The sequence below is a fragment of the Actinosynnema sp. NPDC037264 genome, assembly GCF_055603705.1.
Genome location: NZ_JBVJVK010000045.1, coordinates 11,713 through 35,709, shown reverse-complemented (window position 1 = coordinate 35,709; position 23,997 = coordinate 11,713). Strand labels below are relative to the sequence as shown.

General features: G+C 72.1%; 23 protein-coding genes and 1 pseudogene. 10 read left to right on the top strand and 14 right to left on the bottom strand.

Annotated elements, in window-relative coordinates; all coding sequences use genetic code 11:
• Window positions 1–82: 82 nt before the first annotated feature.
• The 10 genes from ACZ7GX_RS33725 to ACZ7GX_RS33680 all read right to left on the bottom strand — a co-directional run bounded on the left by ACZ7GX_RS33725 (window position 83) and on the right by ACZ7GX_RS33680 (window position 9,891).
• The gene (locus ACZ7GX_RS33725; protein WP_498782740.1) at window positions 83–3,283 is read right to left on the bottom strand and encodes a S8 family serine peptidase; all 3,201 of its coding nucleotides are present in this window, start codon (window positions 3,281–3,283) and stop codon (window positions 83–85) included.
• A gap of 215 nt (window positions 3,284–3,498) precedes the next feature.
• On the bottom strand, window positions 3,499–4,026 hold the full coding sequence (locus ACZ7GX_RS33720; RefSeq protein WP_498782738.1) for a hypothetical protein: 528 nt from the start codon (window positions 4,024–4,026) through the stop codon (window positions 3,499–3,501).
• Complete coding sequence (locus ACZ7GX_RS33715; RefSeq protein WP_498782736.1) at window positions 4,008–4,352, bottom strand: SCO6045 C-terminal-like domain-containing protein; 345 nt, start codon at window positions 4,350–4,352, stop codon at window positions 4,008–4,010. The genes ACZ7GX_RS33720 and ACZ7GX_RS33715 overlap by 19 nt, the downstream gene beginning before the upstream one ends.
• Entirely contained in the window at window positions 4,349–5,146 is a 798-nt protein-coding gene (locus ACZ7GX_RS33710; RefSeq protein ID WP_498782818.1) for an MbnB/TglH/ChrH family RiPP precursor modification enzyme, read from the bottom strand. Before ACZ7GX_RS33710 ends, ACZ7GX_RS33715 begins: the two co-directional genes overlap by 4 nt.
• Before the next feature lie 32 nt (window positions 5,147–5,178).
• Entirely contained in the window at window positions 5,179–6,000 is an 822-nt protein-coding gene (locus ACZ7GX_RS33705; RefSeq protein WP_498782734.1) for a TIGR04222 domain-containing membrane protein, read from the bottom strand.
• Window positions 5,942–6,868: a TIGR04222 domain-containing membrane protein gene (locus ACZ7GX_RS33700; RefSeq protein WP_498782732.1), complete on the bottom strand. Its 927-nt coding sequence runs from the start codon at window positions 6,866–6,868 to the stop codon at window positions 5,942–5,944. The genes ACZ7GX_RS33705 and ACZ7GX_RS33700 overlap by 59 nt, the downstream gene beginning before the upstream one ends.
• Window positions 6,869–6,931: 63 nt before the next feature.
• Window positions 6,932–7,873 (bottom strand): TIGR04222 domain-containing membrane protein, encoded by a 942-nt coding sequence (locus ACZ7GX_RS33695; RefSeq protein WP_498782730.1) that lies wholly within the window; start codon window positions 7,871–7,873, stop codon window positions 6,932–6,934.
• A gap of 235 nt (window positions 7,874–8,108) precedes the next feature.
• Entirely contained in the window at window positions 8,109–8,546 is a 438-nt protein-coding gene (gene msrB, locus ACZ7GX_RS33690) for a peptide-methionine (R)-S-oxide reductase MsrB (RefSeq protein ID WP_498782728.1), read from the bottom strand.
• Between the two features lie 46 nt (window positions 8,547–8,592).
• Window positions 8,593–8,907 (bottom strand): hypothetical protein, encoded by a 315-nt coding sequence (locus tag ACZ7GX_RS33685; RefSeq protein ID WP_498782726.1) that lies wholly within the window; start codon window positions 8,905–8,907, stop codon window positions 8,593–8,595.
• Window positions 8,908–8,946: 39 nt separating this feature from the next.
• The gene (locus tag ACZ7GX_RS33680; RefSeq protein ID WP_498782724.1) at window positions 8,947–9,891 is read right to left on the bottom strand and encodes an asparaginase; all 945 of its coding nucleotides are present in this window, start codon (window positions 9,889–9,891) and stop codon (window positions 8,947–8,949) included.
• A gap of 324 nt (window positions 9,892–10,215) precedes the next feature.
• Between ACZ7GX_RS33680 and ACZ7GX_RS33675 the strand changes: the two genes are divergently transcribed.
• Both ACZ7GX_RS33675 and ACZ7GX_RS33670 read left to right on the top strand, forming a co-directional pair.
• Window positions 10,216–10,848, top strand: coding sequence for a GntR family transcriptional regulator (locus ACZ7GX_RS33675; RefSeq protein WP_498782722.1), 633 nt, complete (start codon window positions 10,216–10,218; stop codon window positions 10,846–10,848).
• Window positions 10,849–10,902: 54 nt separating this feature from the next.
• Complete coding sequence (locus ACZ7GX_RS33670) at window positions 10,903–11,952, top strand: S66 family peptidase (RefSeq protein WP_498782720.1); 1,050 nt, start codon at window positions 10,903–10,905, stop codon at window positions 11,950–11,952.
• A 215-nt stretch (window positions 11,953–12,167) separates the two neighbouring features.
• On the opposite strand, the gene ACZ7GX_RS33665 is transcribed toward ACZ7GX_RS33670, so the two are convergent.
• From ACZ7GX_RS33665 to ACZ7GX_RS33655, 3 genes are all read right to left on the bottom strand, one after another.
• Window positions 12,168–13,055 carry an alpha/beta fold hydrolase gene (locus tag ACZ7GX_RS33665; RefSeq protein WP_498782718.1) on the bottom strand — a complete coding sequence of 296 codons (888 nt, stop codon included), beginning with the start codon at window positions 13,053–13,055 and terminating at the stop codon, window positions 12,168–12,170.
• A 201-nt stretch (window positions 13,056–13,256) separates the two neighbouring features.
• Window positions 13,257–14,426, bottom strand: coding sequence for an acyl-CoA dehydrogenase family protein (locus ACZ7GX_RS33660; protein ID WP_498782716.1), 1,170 nt, complete (start codon window positions 14,424–14,426; stop codon window positions 13,257–13,259).
• Window positions 14,427–14,438: 12 nt separating this feature from the next.
• Window positions 14,439–15,590 (bottom strand): acyl-CoA dehydrogenase family protein, encoded by a 1,152-nt coding sequence (locus tag ACZ7GX_RS33655; RefSeq protein WP_498782714.1) that lies wholly within the window; start codon window positions 15,588–15,590, stop codon window positions 14,439–14,441.
• Window positions 15,591–15,667: 77 nt separating this feature from the next.
• On the opposite strand from ACZ7GX_RS33655, the gene ACZ7GX_RS33650 reads away from it, so the two are divergent.
• Together ACZ7GX_RS33650 and ligD are read left to right on the top strand one after the other, a co-directional pair.
• Window positions 15,668–16,282, top strand: a complete 615-nt coding sequence (locus ACZ7GX_RS33650; RefSeq protein ID WP_498782712.1) for a TetR/AcrR family transcriptional regulator C-terminal domain-containing protein — start codon at window positions 15,668–15,670, stop codon at window positions 16,280–16,282.
• A gap of 108 nt (window positions 16,283–16,390) precedes the next feature.
• A complete protein-coding gene (ligD, locus tag ACZ7GX_RS33645; protein WP_498782710.1) occupies window positions 16,391–17,383 on the top strand; it encodes a non-homologous end-joining DNA ligase in 993 nt (330 codons plus the stop codon).
• Between the two features lie 66 nt (window positions 17,384–17,449).
• On the opposite strand, the gene ACZ7GX_RS33640 is transcribed toward ligD, so the two are convergent.
• The gene (locus ACZ7GX_RS33640) at window positions 17,450–18,343 is read right to left on the bottom strand and encodes a LysR family transcriptional regulator (RefSeq protein ID WP_498782709.1); all 894 of its coding nucleotides are present in this window, start codon (window positions 18,341–18,343) and stop codon (window positions 17,450–17,452) included.
• Between the two features lie 117 nt (window positions 18,344–18,460).
• Between ACZ7GX_RS33640 and ACZ7GX_RS33635 the strand changes: the two genes are divergently transcribed.
• From ACZ7GX_RS33635 to ACZ7GX_RS33610, 6 genes and pseudogenes are all read left to right on the top strand, one after another.
• Window positions 18,461–18,967, top strand: coding sequence for a nuclear transport factor 2 family protein (locus ACZ7GX_RS33635; protein ID WP_498782708.1), 507 nt, complete (start codon window positions 18,461–18,463; stop codon window positions 18,965–18,967).
• A gap of 173 nt (window positions 18,968–19,140) precedes the next feature.
• Complete coding sequence (locus tag ACZ7GX_RS33630; RefSeq protein ID WP_498782706.1) at window positions 19,141–19,311, top strand: hypothetical protein; 171 nt, start codon at window positions 19,141–19,143, stop codon at window positions 19,309–19,311.
• 52 nt (window positions 19,312–19,363) lie between these two features.
• Window positions 19,364–19,762 (top strand): annotated as a pseudogene (locus tag ACZ7GX_RS33625) (phosphotransferase); the annotation flags it as partial.
• Window positions 19,763–19,859: 97 nt separating this feature from the next.
• A complete protein-coding gene (locus ACZ7GX_RS33620) occupies window positions 19,860–20,069 on the top strand; it encodes a DUF8847 domain-containing protein (protein WP_230571353.1) in 210 nt (69 codons plus the stop codon).
• A gap of 106 nt (window positions 20,070–20,175) precedes the next feature.
• Window positions 20,176–22,944: a glycosyl hydrolase gene (locus tag ACZ7GX_RS33615; protein WP_498782703.1), complete on the top strand. Its 2,769-nt coding sequence runs from the start codon at window positions 20,176–20,178 to the stop codon at window positions 22,942–22,944.
• 38 nt (window positions 22,945–22,982) lie between these two features.
• The gene (locus tag ACZ7GX_RS33610) at window positions 22,983–23,918 is read left to right on the top strand and encodes a DUF1996 domain-containing protein (RefSeq protein ID WP_498782701.1); all 936 of its coding nucleotides are present in this window, start codon (window positions 22,983–22,985) and stop codon (window positions 23,916–23,918) included.
• The last annotated feature ends 79 nt before the right edge of the window (window positions 23,919–23,997 follow it).

The following is a 23,997-nucleotide window of genomic DNA, read 5'->3' as shown; positions in this document are numbered from 1 at the left end:
CGTGCGGGCGGCCGAGCAGCCCAACGGGCGTTGCTCGCCGGGAGGGGCGCCCGCCGGTCGCGGCCGCCCCTCCCGGGCTCGATCAGGCGATCTTGTAAGCCCTGATCACGGTGTGCTCCAAGGCGTTGCCGTTGCTGTCGGTCGCCTTCACCCGCACCGAGCCGTAGCCGACCGCGTTCGGGTTCGAGATGGTCGCGACGCCCCCCGACACCGGCGCCGCGGTCCACGTCGCGCCGTCGTCGAACGACACCTCGACGTCGATCCGGCTGATCGTGCCGTTGACCGCCCCGTCCTGCTGCTGCACGGTCAGCGGCACGCGCAGGGCCTGCCCCTTGGGCGCCGCGCCGCCGGCGTCCAGCTCCGGCGTGAAGCGCACCACCGACAGCGGCAGCGGCACGTACCGGTCGGTCGCCGCCGTGTCCGAGCGGAACGTCCACGCGGCGCTCACCTTCGTGGCGAACTCCGACGTGCCGGTCGCCCGCACCGCGTCGGTCTCCACCCGGTAGGCCGCCGCGCCCGCGGGCACCTCGAACAGGCCGTTCGCCGCGTACGACGTCTCGCCGACCTTCGTCCCGTTGCGCAGCAACGTGGTCCGGGCCGACGACACCGCCGCGTTGCCGCCGTTGCCCGCCCGGTCGGTGAACAGCGGCACCGCGAAGCTGATCTCGTCGCCGCTGCGCGCCAGGTACGGCGAGCGCGACTCGGGCAGCGCGGGGGAGAACACCGGGTCGTTGAACCGCTCGTCGTGCGTGCCGCCCCGCTGGTAGGTGCGCTCCGGCGAGGTCAACGTCGCCTCGACCGCGCCCTCCGCGCCGAACTGCAGGAAGCCCCACGACCACGCCAGGTCCGTGGTGACCCGGTTGATCGCCTCACCGGGCGAGGCCACGTCCGGCAGCCACGCCCAGCCGCCGACACCGCCCGCGGTGATCGGGTTGCCGCCGTGCCCGAACCGGCGGCCCGCCGGTCCGGGGCCGAACGTCGTCCGCACCTCTGCCAGCTCGGTCGCGGCCACGTCCTTCACGAACCCGACCGGCATCTTCCCCTGCTGCGTCCAGGCGAACCGGTAGGTCACCGGCTTGTCGCCGACCGGCGTGCCGCGGAACTGCGCGCCCAGCAACGCGGTCATGTCGCCCGCCGCCAGCTCCGGTCCGACGTGCGCGATGGACACGTTCGGGCCGAACCCGCCGAGGAACGCCGTGCTCACGCTGGCCTGCCGGTCGCCGTGGTTGCGCGCCATCGTGACGTCGCCCAACGCCTCCTCCGCGCCCGCGTCGGGTGCGGTGATCTTCAACGGCTTGGCCGTGCGCGCGTCGAGCGTCACCGTGGTGTTCGCGGTGACGCTGAGCCCCGGCCGGGGCAGCAGCGCCAACCGCGTGTCGTCGGTCTGCACGTCGGAGTTGGTGAAGTACTCGCCCCTGGGCAGCCGCAGCGTGAACGAGCCGTCCGCGTCGTAGGGGAAGGCGAACGTGCCGTTGCTCAGCCCGATGATCGACGTGTAGTAGTCGGCCGCGGGCGCTCCCGCGCCGTCCACGAAGGCGAACGTGACGTCGTAGCTCTCCACCTCGCGGTTCACGCTGAGCGCGGTGCGCAGCGGCGTCGGACCGCCGGTCGCCACCACCGAACCCACGTACAGGCCGTCCTGCGTGCCGAGCCGGGTGTCGGCGGTGACCGAGGCGGTCGCCTCGCCGCCCGCCGGCACGGTCACCTTCGCCGGCGACACGCCGACCAGACCGGCGGGCGCGGAGCCGCCGTCGGGAGCCTTGACCTCGGTGGCCAGCGACAACGTGATCGGCGCGGTGCCGTCGTTGCGGTAGGTCACGGTCTTGCTGATCGGGGTGTCGTCGTCGTGCGGCCACTTCTGCAGGCCCATGGCCAGGCTCGCGGGCTCGGCGGTGACCGAGGTCGTGATGGCCTTGGCCAGGTCGACCCGACCCGCGCCCTGGTCGAACGCGGTGAGCGCCGGGTTGTTCTTCGCCGACGCCACCAGCGCCGCCTTGAGCTGCGCGCCCGTCCAGTCCGGGTGCTGCTGCGCGAGGACCGCCGCCGCGCCGGCGACGTGCGGCGTCGCCATCGACGTGCCCGACATGGACACGTACCCGTCGCCGGCCGGTGTGCCGACCGTGCCGCTGCTCGACTTCGCGGCCACGATGTCCACGCCGGGCGCGGTGATGTCGGGCTTGACCGCGCCGTCGCCGACGCGCGGGCCGCGGCTGGAGAACGGCGCGATGCCGTCCTGCCGGTCCACCGCGCCCACCGTCAGCGCGGCGTCGGCGCTGCCCGGCGAGCTGATCGTCTCGGGGCGGGAGTTGTTGCCCGCCGCGACCACGAACAGCACACCGGTCTGCGCGGACAGCGTGTTCACGGCCTCCTCCAACGGGTCCAGCTCGCTGGTGTCGCCGCCGCCGAGGCTGAGGTTCACGATGTCCGCGCCCTGCTCGGCGGCCCACTGCATGCCCGCCACGATCGCCGACTCCTGGCAGCCCGAGAGCACGCACACCTTGCCGTCCAGCAGGTCCGCGTCCGGCGCGACGCCCTTGTACTTCGCGCCCGAGCTCGCGATCGTCGCGGCGACGTGCGTGCCGTGCCCGACGCCGTCGGTGTTGTCCGGGTCGTCGGTGAAGTTGCGCTCGGCGACCTCGTGGCCCGCCAGGTCCGGGTGGTCCTGGTCGACGCCGGTGTCCAGCACGGCCACCTTCACGCCCTTGCCGGTGTGCCCGGCCTGCCACGCGGTCGGCGCGCCGATCTGCGCGGTGGAGCGGTCCAGACCCGGTTGGCGCAACCCGTCCAACCACACCTTGCGCACGCTCGCCCTCGACACGAGCGTGTGCCAGGTGTCCGCGGCCTCGGACTTGACCACCTGCGCGGCGTACGAGCCGACGGCGGGCAGCGGGTGGCCGACGCGCAGACCGGCCGTCGCCGGCTCCTGCTCGCCGGTCACGATCAGGGGCAGGGTGTCGCGGCTGCCGTCGTCGTAGCCGGCCTCGACCAGCCCCGTGACGTCGAACAGCCTCGGGTCCAGCCTGCCCTGCGAGACGGCCTTCGCCGCGTCGCGCGGCACGACGTGCAGGTGCCCGTCGCGCCGGTAGCTGTGGAACACCGTGCGTTCTCGTCCCGGAGCGGCGACCAGGGCGGTGACCTCGTCATCGAGGAGCACGACCCGGTCGCCCGTGATCAGGGTGACCTCGTGGTGCTCGCCGGTGACCGGTGGGGCGTCCTCCGCCCCCGACACCCCCGGACCGCTCGCCGTGAGGCCGGCCGCGACGAGCACGGCCCCCCACGTCATGCCACGGATGCGTTTGCTCTTCAACTGTCTCGAACCTCCCGGTGAGTGCCGCGCATGGCGGGTACGCGGCCGGAAGGGCTGCTACCCGCGGTGGCGGCGGATGTACCGGGAGCGACGTTGCCCTTGACGTCACCGACGCTAGAGGGTTCGGGAAGGGCGGACAGCCGCTGATTGGTCGGCATGTTCTTGACCAATTCAGCCGAGTAAACGGTTACCTACCGTTCAGTAATAGAGCCGTCGGCACCAACTGAGATACCTGCCTGTGGACCACCCGATGGGCAGTCCGGACCGTTGGGGTAGACCATTTCGGGGGTCAGCACGAAATTCCGGTCCACCAGGGAAGAACCGGATTGGTCCAGCAGCGTCAAGGTCACCGTGACCGGTTGCGCGGGCAGGTCGGGGAGGTCGGCGAACCCGTGCTTGCCTCCCGTCGGCTCGGAACGCGCGCTGCACGAGTCGTCCGGGGAAGTGCCGGTGCAGGTCGTCTCGGCAACCCTGCTCGACGGGTACAGCTCCAGCGAGGGGGTTGCACAGGAGCCGTCCCAGCAAACCTCGATCTTCGCGGAAGCCGCCTCGGGGTGCGCGACCTCCACGCTCACGCCGGTGCGAGTGCCGATCGCCGTGCAGGCCACGCCTTCGATCGGGCCGCACGCGGTGGCCAGCAGCAGCACGCCCAACGGCCAGGTCCGTCTCCACATGCCGGTGGGACGGAACGGGACGCCGATCAGGTTGCGCGCCGCCACCACCGTCTTCTCCTCGGCGGCTGGAGCTCGCCCCGGGCGGTCGCCCACTCGGCGAAGCGCGCGGCGTCCTCGCGGAAGCGCGTGCCGACCTCTTTGGGGTGCTCCTTGGCGTAGGCGTCGAACAGGGGCCGGAACCGGTCGCCCAGCTCGACGGCGACCTCGGGCCGGAGCATCTCCACGATCCCGCGCCGCTTGTTGAGCAACGCGCGTCTCTCGATGCGCACCCGTTCCGCGTCGAACCCCTCGGGCACGTCGCCGTCGGCCAGGAGCGCCCGCAGCAGCTCCGCCTGCGCCGCGGCCAACCGGTCCCGTTGGGGTCCGGTCATCCCAGCACCGCCCGGATCGCGGCCAGCTCGTCGGCCAGTTCGGCGTCGGCGGGGTAGTCGTCGTCGCGTTCGAGCAGCACGCCGGGCGGGTCGACGCGGGCGCGCAGCTGGGCCAGCACGTCCAGCACCTCGGGCCGCACGGCGTGCGCGTGCGTGTCGTGGTAAACGCCTTGGTGCTCCTCGCCGCCGGCGACGTGCACGTAGGCGAGGCGTTCCAGCGGGATCTCGTCCAGGAAGCGGGCCACGTCCGTGCCGAGGTTGCGGGCGTTGGCGTAGAGGTTGGCGACGTCGACCAGGAGGTGGCAGTCGGTGCGGTCGACCAGCTCGGCGAGGAACTGGCCCTCGGTCAGCTCGCCGTCCGGCCAGTCGAGCAGCGCGGCGACGTTCTCCAGGGCGAGGGGCACGGGCAGGTCCTGCTGCGCGGCCTTGACGTTGGCGACGAGCACGTCGAGCGCGTCGCGGGTGCGGGGGAGCGGCATGAGGTGGCCGGAGTCGAGGCCGCCCGCGCGCACGAAGCACACGTGATCGCTGACCAGCGGGGCGTCGAGCGCCTCGGCCAGCGCGCCGAGGTGCGCGACCCGTTGCGCGTCAACGGGTTCCGCGCCGCCGAGCGAGAGGGAGACCGCGTGCGGCAGAACCGGGATGCCCCGTTCGCGCAGGAGCAGGACGGACTCGGGCAGGTGCCCCACGTGCAGGTTCTCCGCGACGACCTCCACGAAGTCGATGCCCGGCAGGCGTTCGACGGTCAGGTCGATCTCCGGCCGCCACCCGATGCCGACACCCAGCTTCTCCACGTGCCACCGCCTCCTCGTCGCCTTCGACCCGATCAGTCGCCGCCGCCACCGCCGCCGCAACCGCCACCACCGCACGACGAGCCGCCGCTGTCGGAACTGCTGCTGCTGCTCCCGCCACAACTGCTGCTGGCACAACTGCCGCACCCACCGCCGCACGACGCGCCGCCGTCCGACCCGCTGCCGCGCGATCGCCGTCGCAGTGTCGCCGCCGCGGCCGGTGCGATGCCCAGCACCTCCCACACGTGGTGGCGCTCGACCTTGCCCAGCAGCCCGTAGTAGGCGACCAGCGCGATCCGGTTCGGCGAGACGGCCACCTGCTTCAGCGCCCGCACCACCTGCCGTCCCCGGGCGGTCAGCGGACGACTCAGCCGCCCGAGCACCACCGCCACCACCGCCCCCGCCACCGCCGTGAAGAAGGCCAACGCGAACGGCAGGTCGAGCGCGCCCGCCACGATCATCGTGACCACGACGGCGGCCACCACGAGCAGGCGCAGCGTGCGCAGCGCCTTGCGCCGACCGGGCGGCGTGACCAGGCCGACGTCCACGAGGTGCTGCCGCAGCGACTGGGCCTCCGCGCTCCACGCCGTCGCGGTGATCAGCTCGCCCAGCGTCCTCGGCGCGGAGCGCAGCACGTACGCCTGCAACGGGCTCCAGCCGTGACCCGGCCGTCCGACCACCGAGACCAAGCCCTCGCGGGAGATCCGCACGGCGCCCGCCTCGACCAGCGACACCACCGCGACCTCGGCCGCGCGGCCCGGCCCGCCGACCAGCATGCCCTGCTGCTCGGGCCCCGGCTCAGGTGTCGAACCCGCCGAACCCGCCGAAGTCGGCGTCCACTGAGTCGCCACCGTCATCGCCCTCCAACCACTCCGCGGCCAACCACCCACCGGCGAACCACCCGCCTGCCACCAGCCAGCCGTTGCGCCGCTGCCAGCGTTGCGGTTCGACCACCACGGCACGCCTGCGCCGCGGTAGCGGTGCCTGTGACGTTTCCGCAGGTGCGATCGGTTCCGCCCGTTCGCCGTCGAACACCGCCGTCTCCGCCCGTGCCGACCCCTTGCGCGGCACGGGCGGTCCGGCGGTGCGCGACGTCGTGCGGACCAGGCCGTAGCGGGCGGTCACCTCGGCCGGGTCGACCGGTGCGAGGCCCGCCGTGGCCTCCTCGTACGCCCACGCGCCCCTCCTGGTCAGGACGGGCGGCGGACCCAACAGCAGCAGGACTCCGAGCAAGCCTGTGACCGACAGCGCGGTGACCGTCACCCACCCGCCCGGACCTGCGAGAACAGCCACCACCACGAGCGCCGCCACCGGCACGACCGACAGCACCGCCCGAGCCAACCGCCGCCGCGGCGACACCAGCAGACCGCCCGCGACCAGGCGTTGCCCGATCTGCCGGGCGGGACCGCTGGTGGCCGCGCCGACCACGAGCTCGTCCAGGTCACGCGGCGGCGTGAGCCGGGCGAGCACGACCGCCTGCAACGCGGTGGCCGGCTGCTCCTCGCCGGGCACCGCCGCGGCCACCGAACCGGACACCCGCGCCCGGTTCTCGGCCACCAACCCCGCCAACGCCACCTCGACCGCCCGCACCGGGCCACCACCGAGGTAACCGATCTCCTCGAACGACAGCGGCCGGTCGGGCACGTCGCCGGCGACCCGCTTCCACCGCAGGCCCACCAGCACCGCGGCGACGAGCGCCGGGCCGTACCACCACAGGAACGTCATGGCCGCCACCCTAGGAGCCGTCAGGCCGATGACGGCCGTGGTCACGGAAGCGTAAGAACCCCGTCAGCCCCCGCCGCCACCACCGCAGCCGCCCCCGCCGCCACAGCTGCTCCCGCCACCGCAGCTGCTCCCACTACTGCTGCTGCTGCTGCAACTGCTGCCACCGCCGCCGCTGCAGGTGCTGCCGCCGCTCGTCGCGCTGTACGCGCTGCTCGCGCGAGCACCGCGCGACGCCTTCCGAGCAGGCGGACGCGGCCGTGCGGCGGCACGCAACGTGATGCTCGGGTGGCTGGTGAAACCGTTGAGAGCGACCAGCTCGGCGGCGTTCGCCGAGCTGGTCCCTCCCCACCCCCCGGTGATCTCGCCTGCGCGAGCCTTCGCCACCGCGTCGCGCCCCTTGGCGGTGCGCGTCCACGGAGCCGCCTGCGACAACCCCCAGATCAGCAAGCCCGTCAGCACGAGCTGCCACGACATCGTCCACTCGGGCGCGCCGACCGCCAGCTCGGTGATCCAGCGCGCGACACCGACGACGAACAACAGCGCCATCGGCGCGACACCCGTCCGCAACCGCCTCTTCAGCACGTCCGGCGCGACCAGGTAGTCCTGTTCGGACAGCCGGCGGCCGACCTCGCGCGGCGCGTCCTTCTCCGACACCGAGGTGATGAGCAGCGTCAACGTCCGGTAGCGGTAGCGCTTCGCGTCGGCGAGCACGGCCTGGTCGACCGGGTGGTCGGCGACGGGCGAGCCGACGAGGCGCACGGCCCCGTTGCGGGCGGCCACCAGGGCGCCCGAGTCGATGAGCGACGCGACCGACGTCTCGACCACTCGACGTGGCCCGCCGGTCAGGTAAGCGATGTCCAGCAACCCGAGCGCACCCGCGGGGGCGTCTCCCCGCGTCCCCCGCAGGCGCACTCGGACGAAGATCGCGAAGACCAGTGACCCGGCCAGCGCGATCCAGTACAGCTCAAGGAATTCCGGGCCTGAAAGCCCCCACGGTCGCTCCACGGTCCACCCCCTGTGGCCCTCGGCGGAACCAGGTCCACCAGCTAGGAGGCAATCGTGTGCGCCAGGCCACACTCCAGCAAGGGGGCTTGAGCAAGCCTTAGGGTTGGCCGGTTCGCCGGTGGTCCGTCAGGAGGACGACGCGCCGTCCACGCCGCCGGAGCCTTCGCCGTCAGTGCCCTTGAAGATGCGCATGATTCCTCCTGGAGTGGATCAGTCATCATTCGGAGTAGCGCCTTCAGTCTGCTCGACCACCGGGGGTTTCGACCAGACGCAAACTCACCGAGTTGATGCAGTAGCGCTGATCCGTGGGGGTGGCGTAGCCCTCACCCTCGAAAACGTGCCCGAGGTGGCTGTGGCACGTGGCGCACAACACCTCCGTTCGGACCATGCCGTGCGCGCGGTCCTCACGCAGGATCACCGCGTCACCGGCCAGCGGCGAGAAGAACGACGGCCAGCCGCAGTGCGAGTCGAACTTCGTGTCGCTGCGGAAGAGCTCCGCGCCGCACGCGCGGCACTCGTAGACGCCCTCGGTCTTGGTGTCCGTGTACTCGCCGACCCAGGCCGGCTCGGTGCCCGCGTCGCGCAGCACCGCGTACTCCTTGGGGGTCAGGATCTCCCGCCACTCCAGCTCCGAGTGGACCACCTTCGGGGTGGCGCCGACGACAGGTTCCATACCTCCACGTTAGTCGAAACCGCGGCGGCCGAAACGTCGGCGGAAGTCAGTAGAAGAACACCCAGACGAGGGTGCCCAGGTAGTACCAGACGCTGACCAGCACACCCAGGAGGATGAGGCCCACCACGACGACCGCGGTGAGCCTGCGCAGGCCGCCCGCCCGGTTCGCCGAGTCCGCGAACTGCCCGACGCCCGCGACCGTGCCCTCGATGGTGAAGCTGGGTGGCTGCTGCTGCATCCGGCCGAGGTGCTCGGCGAACGCCCTCGTCTCGGGGTCGTCGGGGTCGAGTCCGATCAGCTCGTCGTCGATGCTGCCCAGTGGGCGATCGTCCGGTGCGTCGGCGGCTCTGGCGCTGGCCATGGGACCCAGCGTAGCCGGCGTTTCAAGCGGCCGGGCGGCTCAACTCGCCAGGACGGGTGACGGCCGGACCGCGCCGACCGGCCTGCCGTGGCCGAGGACCGGGAACGTGGCCAACTCGTCCGGCGCGTCCACTCCCAGCTTGCGCAACGCGGCCACCAGGACCACCGCCCTGGCGCGGCTGGAGCCGTCCGCGATCTTGCACGCCACGGCTTCGCCGGTCGGCAGGCCGATCGCGTAGACGCCCTCCGCGCCGTCCTTGGCGACCGCGCCCGGGATCGCCCGCATCAGCTTCGTGACGTCGCGGCCCGTGCCGCCGACCCACTCCGGGTAGGCGTTCATGGCCTGCGCGATCCGGTGCTCCGGGCCGTCCTGCGCGCCGGCCAGCTTGGCGAACGCCCGCGCGAGGCCGGTGAGGCTGATGCCGAGCAACGGCGCGCCGCAGCCGTCGACGCCCTCCGCGCCGACGCGCTCGCCGGCCACTTCCTCGAGGGTGTCGCGGATGGCCCGCTGGAGGGGGTGGGCGGGGTCGAGGTAGTCCCGGGTCGACCAGTCGTTGACGACGCAGGTCGCGAGCATGGCGGCGTGCTTGCCCGAGCAGTTCATGTACTCCGGCGCCTTGGCCCGGCCCGCGGCCAGGTGGGACCGGAGGGCGTCCTCGCCGATCGGCAGGTCGGGGGTGCACTGGAGGTCGGCCTCGGTCAGGCCGTGCGCGTGCAGGATGCGCTGGACGCCGTCGACGTGGAAGTCCTCGCCGGAGTGGCTCGCGCAGGCCAGGGCGAGCAGCTCGTCCTTCAGGTCGAGGCCGTGGCGGAGCATGGCCAGCGCCTGGATCGGCTTGTTGGACGAGCGCGGGTAGGCGGTGTCGTGCGGGCGGCCGAGCGCCAGCGCTTCGCGGCCTGTGCGGTCGAGGGCGATGACGGAGCCGTGGTGCACGGACTCGAGGAACTCGCCACGCCAGACCTCGGCGACCAGTTCGTGTGCCATGCCGGTACCTCCACCCTGTGCGCGTGTGCGCTGCCAACTGTCGACAGTTAACATCGTTGGCGACCCGGTGCGCTAGGAGACGTTCGTGACACGTGGCATGTTCCGAGCCGTCGGTGAGCCTCGCTCCCGCCGCGGGCCGGTTCGCTATATTGATCACTGTGCTGGTCACGTGTCGCCACCGGCTGGAGCCCGAGGTGGCTCGGCGGGCGATGCCGGCGCGCACGTTCTGGTGTGCCCGGGTGGTGGTCGGTGATGAAGCAGGACGCTCCCCGGACGCGGTCTAGCCACGAGGCGGCGCCCGGCGGTGAGCACGTCAGACCCCCCTTGCACCTGAGCTTGGCCGGTCAGGCCGTGGACGTGCTGCGCGAGCTGGTGCTCACCGGCGACATTCCGCCCGGGGCGCGGGTGAACGAGGTCGAGCTGGCCCAGCGGCTCGGGATCTCGCGGGGACCGCTGCGCGAGGCGATCCGGCACCTGGCGTCCGAGGGGCTGCTGGTCCTGGCGCCGCACCGGGGCGCTTCCGTGCCGATCTCGGACGAGGCCGACGTGCGGGCGCTGTTCGAGCTGCGGACCGCGCTGGAGTGCGCGGCGGTCGAGCTGGCCGCGTCACGGCGGACCGAGGCGGACGTCGTGCGGCTGCGCGCGGTGTGCGAGGAGTCGCGTCGGGCGTACTCGGCCGGTGAGCGCTTCCCGTACCGGTTGGACCTGGCGTTCCACCAGGCGTTGCTGGACGCGGCGCGCAGCCCTCGGATCGCCGAGCAGGTGCGGCTGGCGCAGCAGCGGGTGGTGTTGCTGCGCAGCGGTCTGCGCGACGACCCGCCGCACCAGCACGCGTCGTTGGACGACCACGACGCCCTGGTGGCCGCCATCGCCGCCACCGACCCGTCCCGCGCGTCCGACGTGATGCGCAAGCACCTGGCCCGCGTCTGCGCCCAGATGCTCACCAGCCTGGCCTGACGGCCGCTCGGCGGGGGAGCGCGCATCCGCCGCAGTCGTGTTTGGATCTTCGGCATGGCGCTCGACCTCGTCCACCCGCTGAAGGCCCGACCGGGTGATCGCATCGCGGTCCTCTCTCCGTCGTTCGCGGCCGCAGGCGCCTTTCCCGAGGTGCACGAGCAGGCGATGCGCCGGCTCACCGAGGTGACCGGCCTCATTCCGGTCGAGTACCCGACGACGCGGGACGTCGGGGCGACACCTGTGGCGCGCGCCGCGGACGTCAACGCCGCGTTCGCGGACCCGCAGATCCGCGGCATCCTCGCCGTGGTCGGCGGTGAGGACCAGATCACCGTGATCCCGCACTTGCGCGCGGACCTCGCCCGGGCGGATCCCAAGCCGTTCCTGGGCACCAGCGACAACACCAACCTGCACCACTGGCTCTGGGCGAACGGCATCGCGAGCTTCTACGGCGGCTCCTCCCAGGTCCACCTCGGCCCCGGACCCGCCGTGGACGACGTCCACGCCCGGTCGCTGCGGGCGGCCCTGCTGACCGGTGAGCGCCTGGAGATCACCGATCCGGGTGAGTCCGAGGACGTCGGCATCGACTGGGCCGACCCGCGCGCCTTGGAGTCCTTCGGTGAGCGGGAGGCGACGGAGCCCTGGAGTTGGCACGGCCCGGCCCGCTCCGTGACCGGCCGCGCCTGGGGCGGCTGCCTGGAGGTGATCGAGTGGATCCTGACCGCCGGCCGGTTCCCGTTCCCGCCGGACGTTCTGCAGGGCGGCGTGCTCATCATCGAGACGTCGGAGGAACTCCTGCCGGCGCGCAACGTCGGTTGGATCGTCCGCTCGCTCGGCGAACGCGGCGTCCTCGGCGCGGTGGACGCGGTCCTGGTGGCCCGGCCGCCGGTGTCGGATTTCACCCGCCGGCCGCCTGCTGCGGACCGGGCGCGGCTGCGGGCCGAGCAGCGTGACGCGGTCGTCGAGGTGGTGAGCCGCTACCACCCCGAGGCGGTCGTCTGCGTCGGCGTTCCGTTCGGCCACACCAGGCCGCAGTGGATCCTTCCGCACGGCGGTGACATCACCGTCGACGGCATCGAACGCCGGATCTTCGCCGACTACGGCTGACAAGGCTCCAGCCGGCTCCCGGCCCGCTCTGGGTCCGCGTGGCAACGGCTCGGGCGGCAATGGATCGGGCGTGCCGGGTCCGCCGCCAACGGGTCGGGCGCAGTGGGTCGGGCGCAGTGGGTCGGGTCGAACCGGGGCGGTCGTGTGCATCGGCGGCGGCGGGGGTTGGGCCGGCGGTGGAGGTGAGGGCTTCTGGCGGTTCGGTCGGGGGTGGGTCAGTAGGTGGCCAGGTGGTCGAGCAGGTGCAGGGTCGTTTCCTCCGCGGCCTGCTCCGGCACGAAGTGGCCGACGCCCGGCAGCACCTCGAACCAGTACGGGCCGGTGGTCCACCGCGCCGCGTTCTGCGCAGTGTCGGGCGAGATGATCTCGTCCTCCTCGCCCCACAGGTACCGGGTGGGCACCGAGACCGGGCGGTGGAGGTCGGTGAGGTCCGCGGCGGTTCCCTCGGTGAAGTCGTTGGCCCGGTACCAGTTCAGCGCCGCGGTCAGCGCGCCCGGCTCGGCCAGCTTCCGCACGTACTGCGCCGCCCGCTCCGGCGGGATCGCCGACGGCCAGCCGGCACGCAGCCGCGCGCCGTCGTCCGCCAGCAGGGCGCGTTCCGCGACACCGGGCTCCGGCAGGCGGACGAGGCGGGCCCACCGACGACGCTGGTCCGGGTCCGTGCGCACCGCCTCGGCGAGAGCGCCGGGGTGCGGCGCGGACACCGCCGTCACCGTGCGCACCCGCAGCGGGAACCTCGCCGCCGCGACCCACGCCGCCATCGCGCCCCAGCCGTGCCCGACCAGGTCGAACCTCGTCCACTCCAGCGCGTCCGCCAGCTCGACCACGTCCCGCACCAGGTGGTCCAGCCCGTACGCGCTTGCCCGGCGCGGCCGCACGCCCGGTGAGTAGCCGCGCAGGTCCGGCGCGACCGCCCGGTACCCGTGGGCCGCCAACGCCCGCAACTGGTGCCGCCACTCGATCCCGCACTCCAGCGCGCCGTGCAGGAGCAACACCTTGCGGCCGGTGCTGGGGCCGGTCGCGACGGCGTCGAACGTGCCCGCGGGTGTCGTGATGCGCTGACGCGTCAGGTCGGACGGGAAGAGCGCCGGTCGTGATCGCATGCACTCATCGTGGTCGGGTGATCGCGCTCAGTCCCTGGTGCGCGCTCCCCGAGCCCTGGTGGGGTCTGCCCTACCTCTGTTGGTCATGGGTCCATTCTCGAACTGGCGTTCGACAGTGGCAAGATCACGACCGGGTGGTCTTGACGGGGGCCGGTCGGGCTTGGCGGAGCCGGCGACCCCGTCAAGCCCGACCGAAGCGGGTCAGCCGAGCGTCCCCGTCACCTTCGCGTGGCCCTTGAGCAGGTTGCGGGCGATCGTGCGGCGCTGGATCTCGTCCGTGCCCTCGTAGATGCGCAGCAGCCGCAGCTCCCGGTACCAGCGCTCGATCGGCAGCTCGCGCGTGTAGCCCATGCCGCCGTGGATCTGCAGCACCCGGTCCACGATCTCGTTCGCCTTGATGCCGCCGTACAGCTTCGCCATCGACTGCGCCTGCCGCGAGTCCGCGCCCTGGTCGACCAGCCACGCCGCGTGCAGCACGAGCCAGCGCAACGCCTCGATCTCCACCGCCGAGTCCGCGATCATCCACTGGATGGCCTGGTACTCGGCGATCGGCTGACCGAACGTGACCCGGGTCTTCGCCTGCTCGATGGCCATCTCCACCAGCCGCTCGCACGAGCCGAGCGCCCGCGCCGGCAGCAGGTAGCGGCCCTGGCCGATCCACTGCATGGCCAGGTTGAACCCGCGACCGACCTCGCCGAGCACGTTCTCCTCGGGCACGCGGACGTCCTCGAACACGAGCGCGGCCGGACCCCACTGGCCCATGGTCGGGATCGGCTCGGACTTCCAGCCCATGTCCCGGTCGACCAGGAAGCACGTGACGCCGCCGTCCGCGCCCTTCTCCTTGTCCGTCACCGCGAACACCATCACGAAGTCGGCCTCGTTGCCCTGCGTGATGAACGTCTTCTCGCCGTTGATCACCCACTCGCCGCCCTCCTTGCGGGCGGACGTGCGGATGGCCTTGGCGTCGGAACCCGCGCCCGGCTCGGTGATCGCGAAGCACGACACCCGCTCACCGGAGATCGTGGGCAGCAGGTAGCGCTGCTTCTGCTCCTCGTTGCCGTGGAACAGGATGTTGTCCGCGTACCCGCCGAACCGGAACGGCACGAACGTGCGACCCAGCTCGGCCTCCAACAGCGCCGTCATGAGCGCGCCCAGGCCCATGCCGCCGTACTCCTGGGGCGTGAGCACGCCGAAGAAGCCCGCCGCCTTGGCCTTGTCCTGGAGCTCCTTGAGCTCGTCACGCGTCAGACCGGGCTGACCGAGGCGTTCGCGGCGCAGCACCTCCGGCTCCAGCGGCGCCACCTCCTTGCGCACGAAGGTCCGCACCCAGTCGCGGATCTCCTTCTGCTCCTCGTCGAGCGTGAAGTCCATGCCGTCCTCCCTCTACGCGAACGCGTTGACGCCGGTCAGCGCCCGGCCGATGAGCAATTTCTGGATCTGGCTGGTGCCCTCGTAGAGGGTCGTCACGCGGGTGTCCCGCAAGTACTTGCCGACGGGGTACTCGTCGACGTAGCCGTACCCGCCGAAGACCTGGATGGCGTTGTTCGCCACGCGCACGGCGGCTTCGCTGGCGTAGAGCTTCGCCATGGACGCCTCCGTGCCGAACGGCTCGCCGCGGTCGGCGAGGTCCGCGCACCGCCACGTGAGCAGGCGTGCCGCGTCGGTCTCCACCGCCATGTCGGCCAGGAGTTCCTGCACGAGCTGGAAACCGGCGATGGGCTTGCCGAACTGCTCGCGCTGCTTGGCGTACGCGACGCTGACCTCCAGCGCCCCGCGGGCGGCGCCGACGCACCCGGCGGCGACGGACATCCGGCCCCGGTCGAGGGCGGCCATGGCCAGCTTGAAGCCCGCGCCCTCGTCGCCGAGCCGGTCGGCGTCGCTCACCCTGACCTGGTCGAGGGTCAGTTCGGCGGTGGCCTGGCCGCGCATCCCGAGCTTGCCGCGGATCTCCGTGGCGGTGAAGCCGGGCGAGTCGGTCGGCACCAGGAACGCGGTGATGCCCTTCGGGCCGGGACCACCCGTTCGGGCGAAGACGAGCGCCACGTCGGCCCACGTCCCGTTGGTGATGAACACCTTGCGCCCGGTGATCAGCCAGTCGTCGCCGTCGCGGACGGCCTTGGTGGCCAGTGACGCGGCGTCGGAGCCGGTGCCCGGCTCGGTCAGGCCGAAGCAGCCCAGCTCGCGGCCCGAGCACAGGCCCGGCAGCCACCGCTGCTTCTGCGCCTCCGTGCCGTGCTTGGCGATCGTCTTGCCGACCAGGCCGAGGGAGACGGAGATGATGCCGCGCACGGCCGAGTCGCCGCGGGCGACCTCCTCGAGCACCAGGCAGTACGCCAGGTGGTCGCCGCCCGAGCCGCCGTACGCTTCGTCGATGCCGAGACCGAGGAAACCGACGTCGCCCAGGGCGGGCACCAGGTCGCGGTCGATGGCCTCGTCCCGGTCCCAGCGCGTGGCGTGCGGGACGATCCGCTCCTCGGTGAACCGGTGTGCCAGCTCCTTGAGCTGCCGGTGTTCGTCGGAGATGCGCAGATCCACCGGGGTGACCTCCTAACCGAACGGTGTTAGGTTATCTAACCTAGGCGCGGAATCGACCACAGGCAAGGGGAGCGGACATGCCGAGGAGCCCGATCCTGAGTGCCTCGCGCATCCGGACCGCCGCGCTGCACATCATCGACCGGGACGGGCTCGACGGCCTGTCGATGCGCAAACTGGCCTCTGAGCTGGGAGTTCAGGCCGCGTCGCTGTACGGGCACGTGAGCACGAAGGACGACCTGCTGCACGAGGTGGCCGCCGGGATCCTGGAGCGGGTCGACGTGTCCGGGTTCGAGGGCGGCGACTGGCGGCACGGCCTGCGCAGCTGCGCCCGTTCCTACCGGGCGGCGCTGGCCGCGCACCCCAACATCGTGCCGTTCCTGGCGTACGGGCCGGCGCACCGCGAGGCGTCGCTGCGGCGGCTGGACGTCGTGCACGGCGGGCTGGTCTCGGCGGGCTGGTCGCGGCGCGAGGCGACGATGATCGCGGCGTCGTTGATGTACCTGGTGTTCGGCGCGGCGCTGAGCTCGTTCTCCAGCGGCTTCTCGGAAGACCAGACCTTCTACCGCGACCGGTACCCGAACCTGGACAAGGCCCACCTCCTGCCCGCCGTGGCCCGCGAGCTGGACCACGACAGCTTCGAGCTGGCGCTGGAGGCGTTCGTCACCGGGTTGGCGGCGCGAGCGCCCGGCTGAGCCCGCGCACCGGACCGGTGTGGGCGATGTGGAGGGTGGTGTTCGTGGTCACGGCCGTGTCGGGCGATCATCGCGCTGGGCACGTGGTTCGTTGTTAGGCTCGCCCGCGTGGCCCAGGCTGTGGAACTGAACGTAGGCGAACGCGTGGTGCGGGTGTCCAACCCGGGCAAGGTCTACTTCCCCGAGCGTGGGATCACCAAGATCCAGGTGGTCGAGTACTACCTGGCGGTCGCGGAGCCGTTGCTGCGCGTGCTGCGCGACCGGCCGACCACCCTGAAGCGTTACGTCGACGGGGTGACCGGGGAGGCGTTCTACCAGAAGCGGTTGCCCAAGGGGGCGCCCGAGTGGGTGGAGACGGCGCGCATCAAGTTCCCCTCCGGGCGACCCGCGGACGAGGTGTGCCCGACCGAGCCCGCGGTGCTCGCGTGGGCGGCGAACCTGGGCACGTTCGACTTCCACCCGTGGCCCGTGCGGCGTGCGGACACCGATCGGCCGGACGAGCTGCGCGTCGACCTCGACCCCCAGCCGGGCACCGACTTCCGGGACGCGGTCGCGGTCGCGATGGTGCTGCGGGAGGTGCTGGAGGAGCTGGGGTTCACCGGGTACCCGAAGACGTCCGGCGGTCGTGGCATCCACGTGGCCGTGCGCATCCGGCCAGAGTGGGACTTCGTGGACGTCCGGCACGCGGTGATCGCGCTGGCACGTGAGGTGGAACGGCGCGTGCCCGACAAGGCGACCACGTCGTGGTGGAAGGAAGAGCGCGGCGAACGGGTCTTCCTCGACTTCAACCAAGCCGCCCGCGACCGCACCATCGCGTCCGCCTGGTCGGTCCGCGGCACGCCTCGCGCCACCGTGTCGACCCCCGTGACGTGGGACCGCCTGTCCACTGTGGACCCGGACGACTTCGACGTCCTCACCGTGCCCGCCTACCTGGCCGAGAGCGGCGACCCGCACGCGTCCCTGGACGACGAGGCGTTCGGCATCGAGCGCCTGCTGGAGTGGTACGAGGCCGACGACCGGGGCGAGATGCCCTACCCGCCGGACTACCCGAAGATGCCCGGCGAACCGCCCCGCGTGCAGCCGTCGCGGAAGCGGAACTAGCGCGGGAGTCAGGCCGGTTGCCCGTCCGGCCGTCCAGCGCGGCGTGACGATCTCCGGGTGACGTCGTCAGCGCGCGGTGACGTAGTCGTCGGCGGCGGTGCTGAAGGCGCGGACGCGGGCGGTGGCGTTGTCGGTGCGCCAGAGCAGGCCACAGTGCACGGGTGGCGCGTCGTGCAGGTGGACGTAGGCGGTGTCGGGGCGGGCGTAGTAGCGGCGGACGTTGGCGCCCACCGGCAGGACGCCGTGCCCGGCGCCGACCAGGGTGAGCAGCTCCTGCAACGTCGCGGCCGACCGCCCGGCCGGAATCGGCAGGCCCGCGGGGGTCGTCGCCGGGGCGTGGTCGGCGCGCAGGGACTCGGGCAGCGTGTCGGGCAGCCGCAGCACCGGAACGGTGGCCAGGTCCTCGACGGAGAGGCTGTCGCGGCACGCGAACGGGTGCCCGATCGGCACGGCGAGGAACCTGGCCTCCGAGACCAGGACCGGTCCGGTGGTGATGTCCGGTTCGAGCACGGGGAATGTGGTCAGCGCGAGGTCGACGGTGCCGTCCCTCAGCCACGGCATGAGATCGGCCGGTTGCGCCTCCCTGATCTCGACGTCGCAGTCGGGGTGGCGTTGTCGGAACAGCTCGGTGACGCCGACCAGCAGCTGGCCGCCCGCGGCTCCGGTGAAGCACACCCGCAGCGTCCCGGTGAAGCCCCGGCCGGCCTCGATCGCGCGGGCGAGCGCGGCGGCGACCTGGTGCCACGCCGGCCGCAGGTCCTCCTCCAGCCGACGTCCGGCGAGCGAGAGCTCCACGCGGCGGCTGGTCCGGTCGAACAGCGGGACGCCGACGCGCCGTTCGAGCTTGCGGATCGTCTGGCTGACCCGGGCGGTGGACACGTGCAGCCGCTCGGCGGTGCGGCCGAAGTGCAGCTCCTCGGCAAGCGTGAGGAACGCGTCGATCTCGTGTCGTTCGAGCACGCCCGCACCTCCGCATCGTCAACCGTCGCTTCACGATCGTGGCACGACGCGGCGTTGTTCCCGGATCCCGCCGGCCGCAGGGTGGACCTGCCGATCAACCTTCGACAGGAGCACCTGATGTACGTCACCGATGACCGCGCGCTGTCCGCCGGCGATGGCGAGGCGGTGGTGCGGGAGCTGCGGGACCGGGTCGAGGTCCTCGACGCGCTGCACCGCTTCGGCCTCGGGCAGGACCTGAAGGACCGGGCGCTGTTCGCGTCGGCCTTCGCCGCCGACGCCGAGCTGGACTTCCGGCCCGCCGCCGCGAAGTGGGGCGCGCGACCGCCGCCGCTGATGTCCGGGCGGGACGCGATCGTGACCACGGTCCTGGGCATGTTCAGCGGACGGGTCGACACCACCCACCAGGTGACCAACGCCCGGATCGCGGTCGACGGGGACACCGCGCGGCTGACCGCGCTGGTCGAGGCGCAGCACCTGCTCGCCGCCGACCACGGCGTGTTCGCGCTGCTGAAGAACCCCTACGACGTGGTCCTCGTGCGGGACGGCGAGCGGTGGGTGATCCGCCGCCTCCGCATCGACAACGCCTGGTTCACCGGCGACCCGACCAGGATCTTCGGCGACTGACGGTCACCTGCCCGGGTGGTGTGCGGCCGACCCGAGGGGGCGGGAGGCGGGTCGGTCGGCCGCCGGAGTGCGCACGTCGGGCGGCCGTGCGGCGAGGACGCGGGAGGACTCGTGGTCCACCCGCCACGGACGGGGGATCGCGTGGCCCGGTGGGCTGGGAGCAGGGTGGCCGCATGAACGCCCGACGCCTCGAAGTCCTGCTGCCCGCCGACGTGCCCGCCCGCGACTACGCGGCCGTCGCCCACGCCATTTGGGGGGTGCTGGACAGGGTCGGCCTCGGCGAGGACGGCTCGCTGAAGACCGACGAGGAGACAGCCGACGAGCAGTCGGGCGAGGACCGGTAATCGTTCGCCCACCCCGCGGGAACGCTCCAGCCTCCCGCCGTGCGTCGCGCGGCAGCGTGACCGCGGGCTCGCGCCCGGGTGGCTGGAGCAGGTACCCGACTTCCTCGACTCCGTCGACCTCGGGCACCCGGAACTCGTGCCGGCGCACACCGAGGTGATGAGCGCCCACCTGCTGGTCGACGAGGGCCGCCTCACCGGCCTGTTCGACTTCGAGCCCGCGATGCGCGCCGCCCGCGAGTACGAGTTCGTCGCCACCGGCGTCTTCCTCACCCGCGGCGAACGCGCGGCCAACAAGGCGCTGCACGACGGCTACGGCCGCACGGTCGACCCGCGCAAGGTGCCGGCCTGCACGCTGCTGCACGTCTACTCGAACGTCGCCCGGTACCTGCGCGAGGTGCCGACCGGCGCGACCACGCTCGACGACCTGGCCGACCACTGGTTCCGGACCTGACCTTCGGCCGACCGGCTGTTTCCGGCAGCGGTTCAGCCGCGATCCGACTGGTCCTCTCGTACCATGGGGGCAACGCCGAAGAGAGGGAGGCAGGCCGATGACGCAGGCGTACGTGGTGCGGTTCGTCGGTGGTCCCCTCGACGGCCGGGTCGACTCGCACGCGAAGCCGCCCGAGTCCCCGAAGCCGACCGTCACCCACGTCCACCTGCACGGCGGCCCGAAGATCGTGCACCACTACGACCTCCAGTACGCCGTCGAGTACGGCTGCGAGTACCGCCTCCGCGTCGAGGACCAGCCCGGCTCTTGACAGAGTCAGTAGCGGCCAACCGTAGACACACGCCTCACCTGCGGTTTACCGTTTGGCTTGCGTGAGAGCGCTCTCACAGAGCTGTGAGTCCCTGCTGGAGGTCCCTGTGCGTTCAATCCGCCCCCACCTGGCGGCCCTCGCGGTCGCCGTGGCCGCGGCTGCCGCGATCCCCCTCGCCCTGCCCGGAACGGCAAGCGCCGTCACGGTCGGCGCAGGCAGCTACGCCACCACCCGCCCGGCGGGCGCGGTCGGCCCGTCCGACTCCAACGGCGCGCCCGTGACGCCGAAGGTCACCGCCCGGATGGCCGGCCGCCCGGTCCCGACCAACGACTGGTGGTCGTCGCTGGCCTTCCAGCGCTATCCGGGCAACCCGTACTCCGAGAACATGTACGCCCACCCGCTGACGTTCCACGCGGCGGCGCAGGGCCTCGGCGTCGGCTACCCGACCAGCCCGAACATCACCCCGGACGGCCGGTTCTACGAGTTCATGCACACCGACGACCTGTTCGTCGGCGTCAGCGGCCTCAACGCGCCGCGCACCCAGGTCGACGGCTGGTCCGACTGGACGGTCAGTCCACTGTGGACCGACGGGACGCGCACCCTGCGCACGACCATCGGCCACGGCTCGCCGTACGTGTACGCGGAGGCCACCGGCGGCGCGGCCAGGGTCGGCTTCAACGGCGCCACCACGATCTGGAGCAACACCGGCACCACCCTCGGCGTCACGATCAACGGCCGCGACTACGCGTTGTTCTCGCCGAGCACCTGGAACGTCGTCGGCACCGCCGAGGCCACCTCGTCGGCCGCCTTCTTCTCGGTGGCCGTGCTGCCGAGCCGCGACGCGCTCTCGCTGTTCCAGCGCTACGCGTTCTCGTTCGTGACCGACACGAAGGTCAACTGGACGTACAACTCGGCGAACGCCCAGCTCACGGCCACCTACACGGCCACGACCACGGCGCGCCAGGGAACCCAGACCGGCACCCTGCAGGCCCTCTACCGGCACCAGTGGCTCAACTCCACCGACACCGTCACCGGCTACCGCTACACCTCGCCGCGCGGTGAGATGCGGCTGCGCGAGGGCTCGTCGTTCACGACCCGCAGCACGTTCAACGGCGTCCTGCCGGCGCTCCCCCTGTCCTCGGCAGCCGACAAGAACCGCCTGCGCGCCGAGATCGACCAGGAGCTCAACGCCGCCGACCCGTGGAAGGGCGCGGGCGACACCTACTGGACCGGCAAGGCGTTGTGGCGCCTGGCGGCGCTGGCCCGGGTGGCCAACCAGATCGGCTACACCGACGGCCGCGACCGGCTGCTCGGCATGGTCCGCGACCGGCTCTCCGACTGGCTCACCGCGTCGTCCGGCGAGGCGGGCAACCACTTCGTCTACGACGCCACGTGGGGCGCGCTGACCGGCTACAAGGCCTCCTACGGCACCGACGCCGAGCTGAACGACCACCACTTCCACGCCGGCTACTACGTGCTGGCCGCCGCCGTCCTGGCGCAGCACGACCCGACCTGGGCCTCCGACTCCCGGTACGGCGGCATGGTCAAGCTGCTGGTCAAGGACGCCAACAACTACGACCGCGGCGAGTCGCGCTTCCCGTTCCTGCGCAACTTCGACGCCTACGCGGGCCACGGCTGGGCGTCCGGCCACGCCGGCTTCGCGCACGGCAACAACGAGGAGTCCTCGTCCGAGGGCATGATGTTCGCCACCGCCGCGGTGCTGTTCGGCCAGGCGACCGGTGACACCGCGCTGCGCGACGCGGGCATCTACCTGCACACCACGCAGGAGAGCACGATCGCCCAGTACTGGTTCGACAAGGACGACACGGTGTTCCCGGCGTCCTTCCAGCACGGCACGGTCGGCATGGTGTGGGGCGCGGGCGCCAGCTACAGCACGTGGTGGACGGCGAACCCGGAGGAGATCCACGGCATCAACATGCTGCCGATCACCGGCGGCTCGCTGTACCACGCGGACTACAAGGCCGACATCCTCCAGAACGTCAACGAGCTGCGCGCCAACAACGGCGGCACCGAGGTCGAGTGGAAGGACGTCATCACCCAGTTCCTCGCGCTCGCCGACCCGGCGCAGGCGCTGGCGAACTACGGCTCCGGCCTGCCGCCGGAGGACGGCGACTCGCGGGCGCACGCCTACCACTGGATCACGTCGCTCAACACCTACGGCACGCCCGACACGTCCGTCACCGCGAACGTGCCGACGCACGCCGTGCTGAGCAAGAACGGCGCCCGCACCTACGTGGCCTACAACCCGGGCACGACGACGGCCACCGTGACGTTCTCCGACGGGCAGACCCTGTCCGTGCCCGCGTCGTCCACCGCGTGGCGCGGGCCGGCCGGCAGCGGCGTCGACTCCGGCTCCGGTGGCGTGAACCCGACGACGACCACCACTACTACGACCACGACGACGACCACCACCACCACGACCACGACCGCTCCGCCCGTGAGCCGGGACGCCTTCGCCACGATCCAGGCCGAGTCCTACGACGAGCACAAGGGCGTGTTCAAGGAGACGACCACCGACAGCGGCGGCGGCCAGAACATCGCCGGCATCGCCAACGGCGAGTGGGCGCTCTTCCGCGGCGTCGACTTCGGCTCCCGCACCGGGCGGCAGTTCATCGCCCGGGTCGCCAGCGGCGCGGCGGGTGGCGTGAGCGGCCTGGTCGAGGTCCGCGTCGGCAGCCCCACTGCCACGCCGCTGGGCAGCTTCGCCATCGCCAACACCGGCGGCTGGCAGAGCTGGCGCACCGTGCCCGCCAACATCGCCGGCCTGACCGGCAAGCAGGACGTCTACCTCACCTTCACCAGCGGCCAGCCCGCCGACTTCGTCAACGTCAACTGGATCACGTTCGGCTCCTAGACCTGCCGCCGCATCCCGCTCCACCCGGAGGAGATCGGATGAACGCGAGATTGAGAGGTGTCATCGGCGCCGCGTCCGTCGCGCTGGCACTGGCCCTGATCGGGTCGGTGGTCGCTTACCAGCCGGCGGGCGCGGGCCCCCTGGTGAACCACGACAACCACCCGGCCGCACCGGACGCGCACCAGGCCGCGGCCATCGAACAGCAGGCCGGCATCCAGGCCGCGTCGGAGTTCCGCGCCAACTGCCGCGCGAGCCACCGGTCCGGCAACGACCCGATCATCTACCCCAACCAGACCGGCGTGTCGCACGTGCACGAGTTCTTCGGCAACCGGTCGACCAACGCGTCGTCCACGTACACGTCGCTCAAGGCGGCGGGCACCACGTGCGACCCGCTGGTCGACCTGTCCGCTTACTGGGTGCCCACGCTCTACAAGAACGGGCAGCCGGTCGCGCCGGAGAGCGTCACCGTGTACTACCAGGGCATCCACGACATGCAACGCGCCGTCGCGTACCCGCCGGACCTGCGGTACGTCGTCGGCAACGCCCGGGCGACCAGCCCCGACCAGAACCCGTCCGCGCGGTGGTCGTGCACCACGCAGTCGCCGTCGAGCCGGGACTTCATGAACTGCCCGGCCGGCACCAAGCTGGAGACCTACCTCGACTTCCCGACCTGCTGGAACGGTCGGGACCTGGACAGCGCCAACCACAAGGACCACATCGTGTTCTGGAACGGGTCGTGCCCGTCCACGCACAACGTGGTCCTGCCGAGGCTGGAGTTCCTGATCACCTACCCGGTCAACGGCGGCGGGCTGTCGCTGGGCGGGACGGTGAACGGGGTGAACGTGACCAACGCGCCGGGGTACACCTTCCACGGTGACTTCATCAACGCGTGGGACCAGCCGGAACTGGAACGACGGGTGCGGAACTGCGTCAACGCGGGTCGCATCTGCGGCACGAACGGCAACCCGATCTAGGGGTCGCGCGGGCGGCGGGGGCGTTGTCCTCCGCCGCCCGTCCACTGTGGACTGATGCGCGGGGCGCCCGGTTGGTGGC

Bases quoted from the DNA above. Each gene is read 5' to 3' on its own strand.
- ACZ7GX_RS33680 (WP_498782724.1), bottom strand. From the start codon at position 9,891: ATGGCACACGAACTGGTCGCCGAGGTCTGGCGTGGCGAGTTCCTCGAG.
- ACZ7GX_RS33700 (WP_498782732.1), bottom strand. From the start codon at position 6,868: ATGACGTTCCTGTGGTGGTACGGCCCGGCGCTCGTCGCCGCGGTGCTG.
- ACZ7GX_RS33635 (WP_498782708.1), top strand. From the start codon at position 18,461: ATGTACGTCACCGATGACCGCGCGCTGTCCGCCGGCGATGGCGAGGCG.
- ACZ7GX_RS33715 (WP_498782736.1), bottom strand. From the start codon at position 4,352: ATGACCGGACCCCAACGGGACCGGTTGGCCGCGGCGCAGGCGGAGCTG.
- ACZ7GX_RS33630 (WP_498782706.1), top strand. From the start codon at position 19,141: ATGAACGCCCGACGCCTCGAAGTCCTGCTGCCCGCCGACGTGCCCGCC.
- ACZ7GX_RS33670 (WP_498782720.1), top strand. From the start codon at position 10,903: ATGGCGCTCGACCTCGTCCACCCGCTGAAGGCCCGACCGGGTGATCGC.
- ACZ7GX_RS33620 (WP_230571353.1), top strand. From the start codon at position 19,860: ATGACGCAGGCGTACGTGGTGCGGTTCGTCGGTGGTCCCCTCGACGGC.
- ACZ7GX_RS33610 (WP_498782701.1), top strand. From the start codon at position 22,983: ATGAACGCGAGATTGAGAGGTGTCATCGGCGCCGCGTCCGTCGCGCTG.
- ACZ7GX_RS33685 (WP_498782726.1), bottom strand. From the start codon at position 8,907: ATGGCCAGCGCCAGAGCCGCCGACGCACCGGACGATCGCCCACTGGGC.
- ACZ7GX_RS33665 (WP_498782718.1), bottom strand. From the start codon at position 13,055: ATGCGATCACGACCGGCGCTCTTCCCGTCCGACCTGACGCGTCAGCGC.
- ACZ7GX_RS33660 (WP_498782716.1), bottom strand. From the start codon at position 14,426: ATGGACTTCACGCTCGACGAGGAGCAGAAGGAGATCCGCGACTGGGTG.
- ACZ7GX_RS33650 (WP_498782712.1), top strand. From the start codon at position 15,668: ATGCCGAGGAGCCCGATCCTGAGTGCCTCGCGCATCCGGACCGCCGCG.
- msrB (WP_498782728.1), bottom strand. From the start codon at position 8,546: ATGGAACCTGTCGTCGGCGCCACCCCGAAGGTGGTCCACTCGGAGCTG.
- ACZ7GX_RS33705 (WP_498782734.1), bottom strand. From the start codon at position 6,000: ATGACGGTGGCGACTCAGTGGACGCCGACTTCGGCGGGTTCGGCGGGT.
- ACZ7GX_RS33725 (WP_498782740.1), bottom strand. From the start codon at position 3,283: ATGACGTGGGGGGCCGTGCTCGTCGCGGCCGGCCTCACGGCGAGCGGT.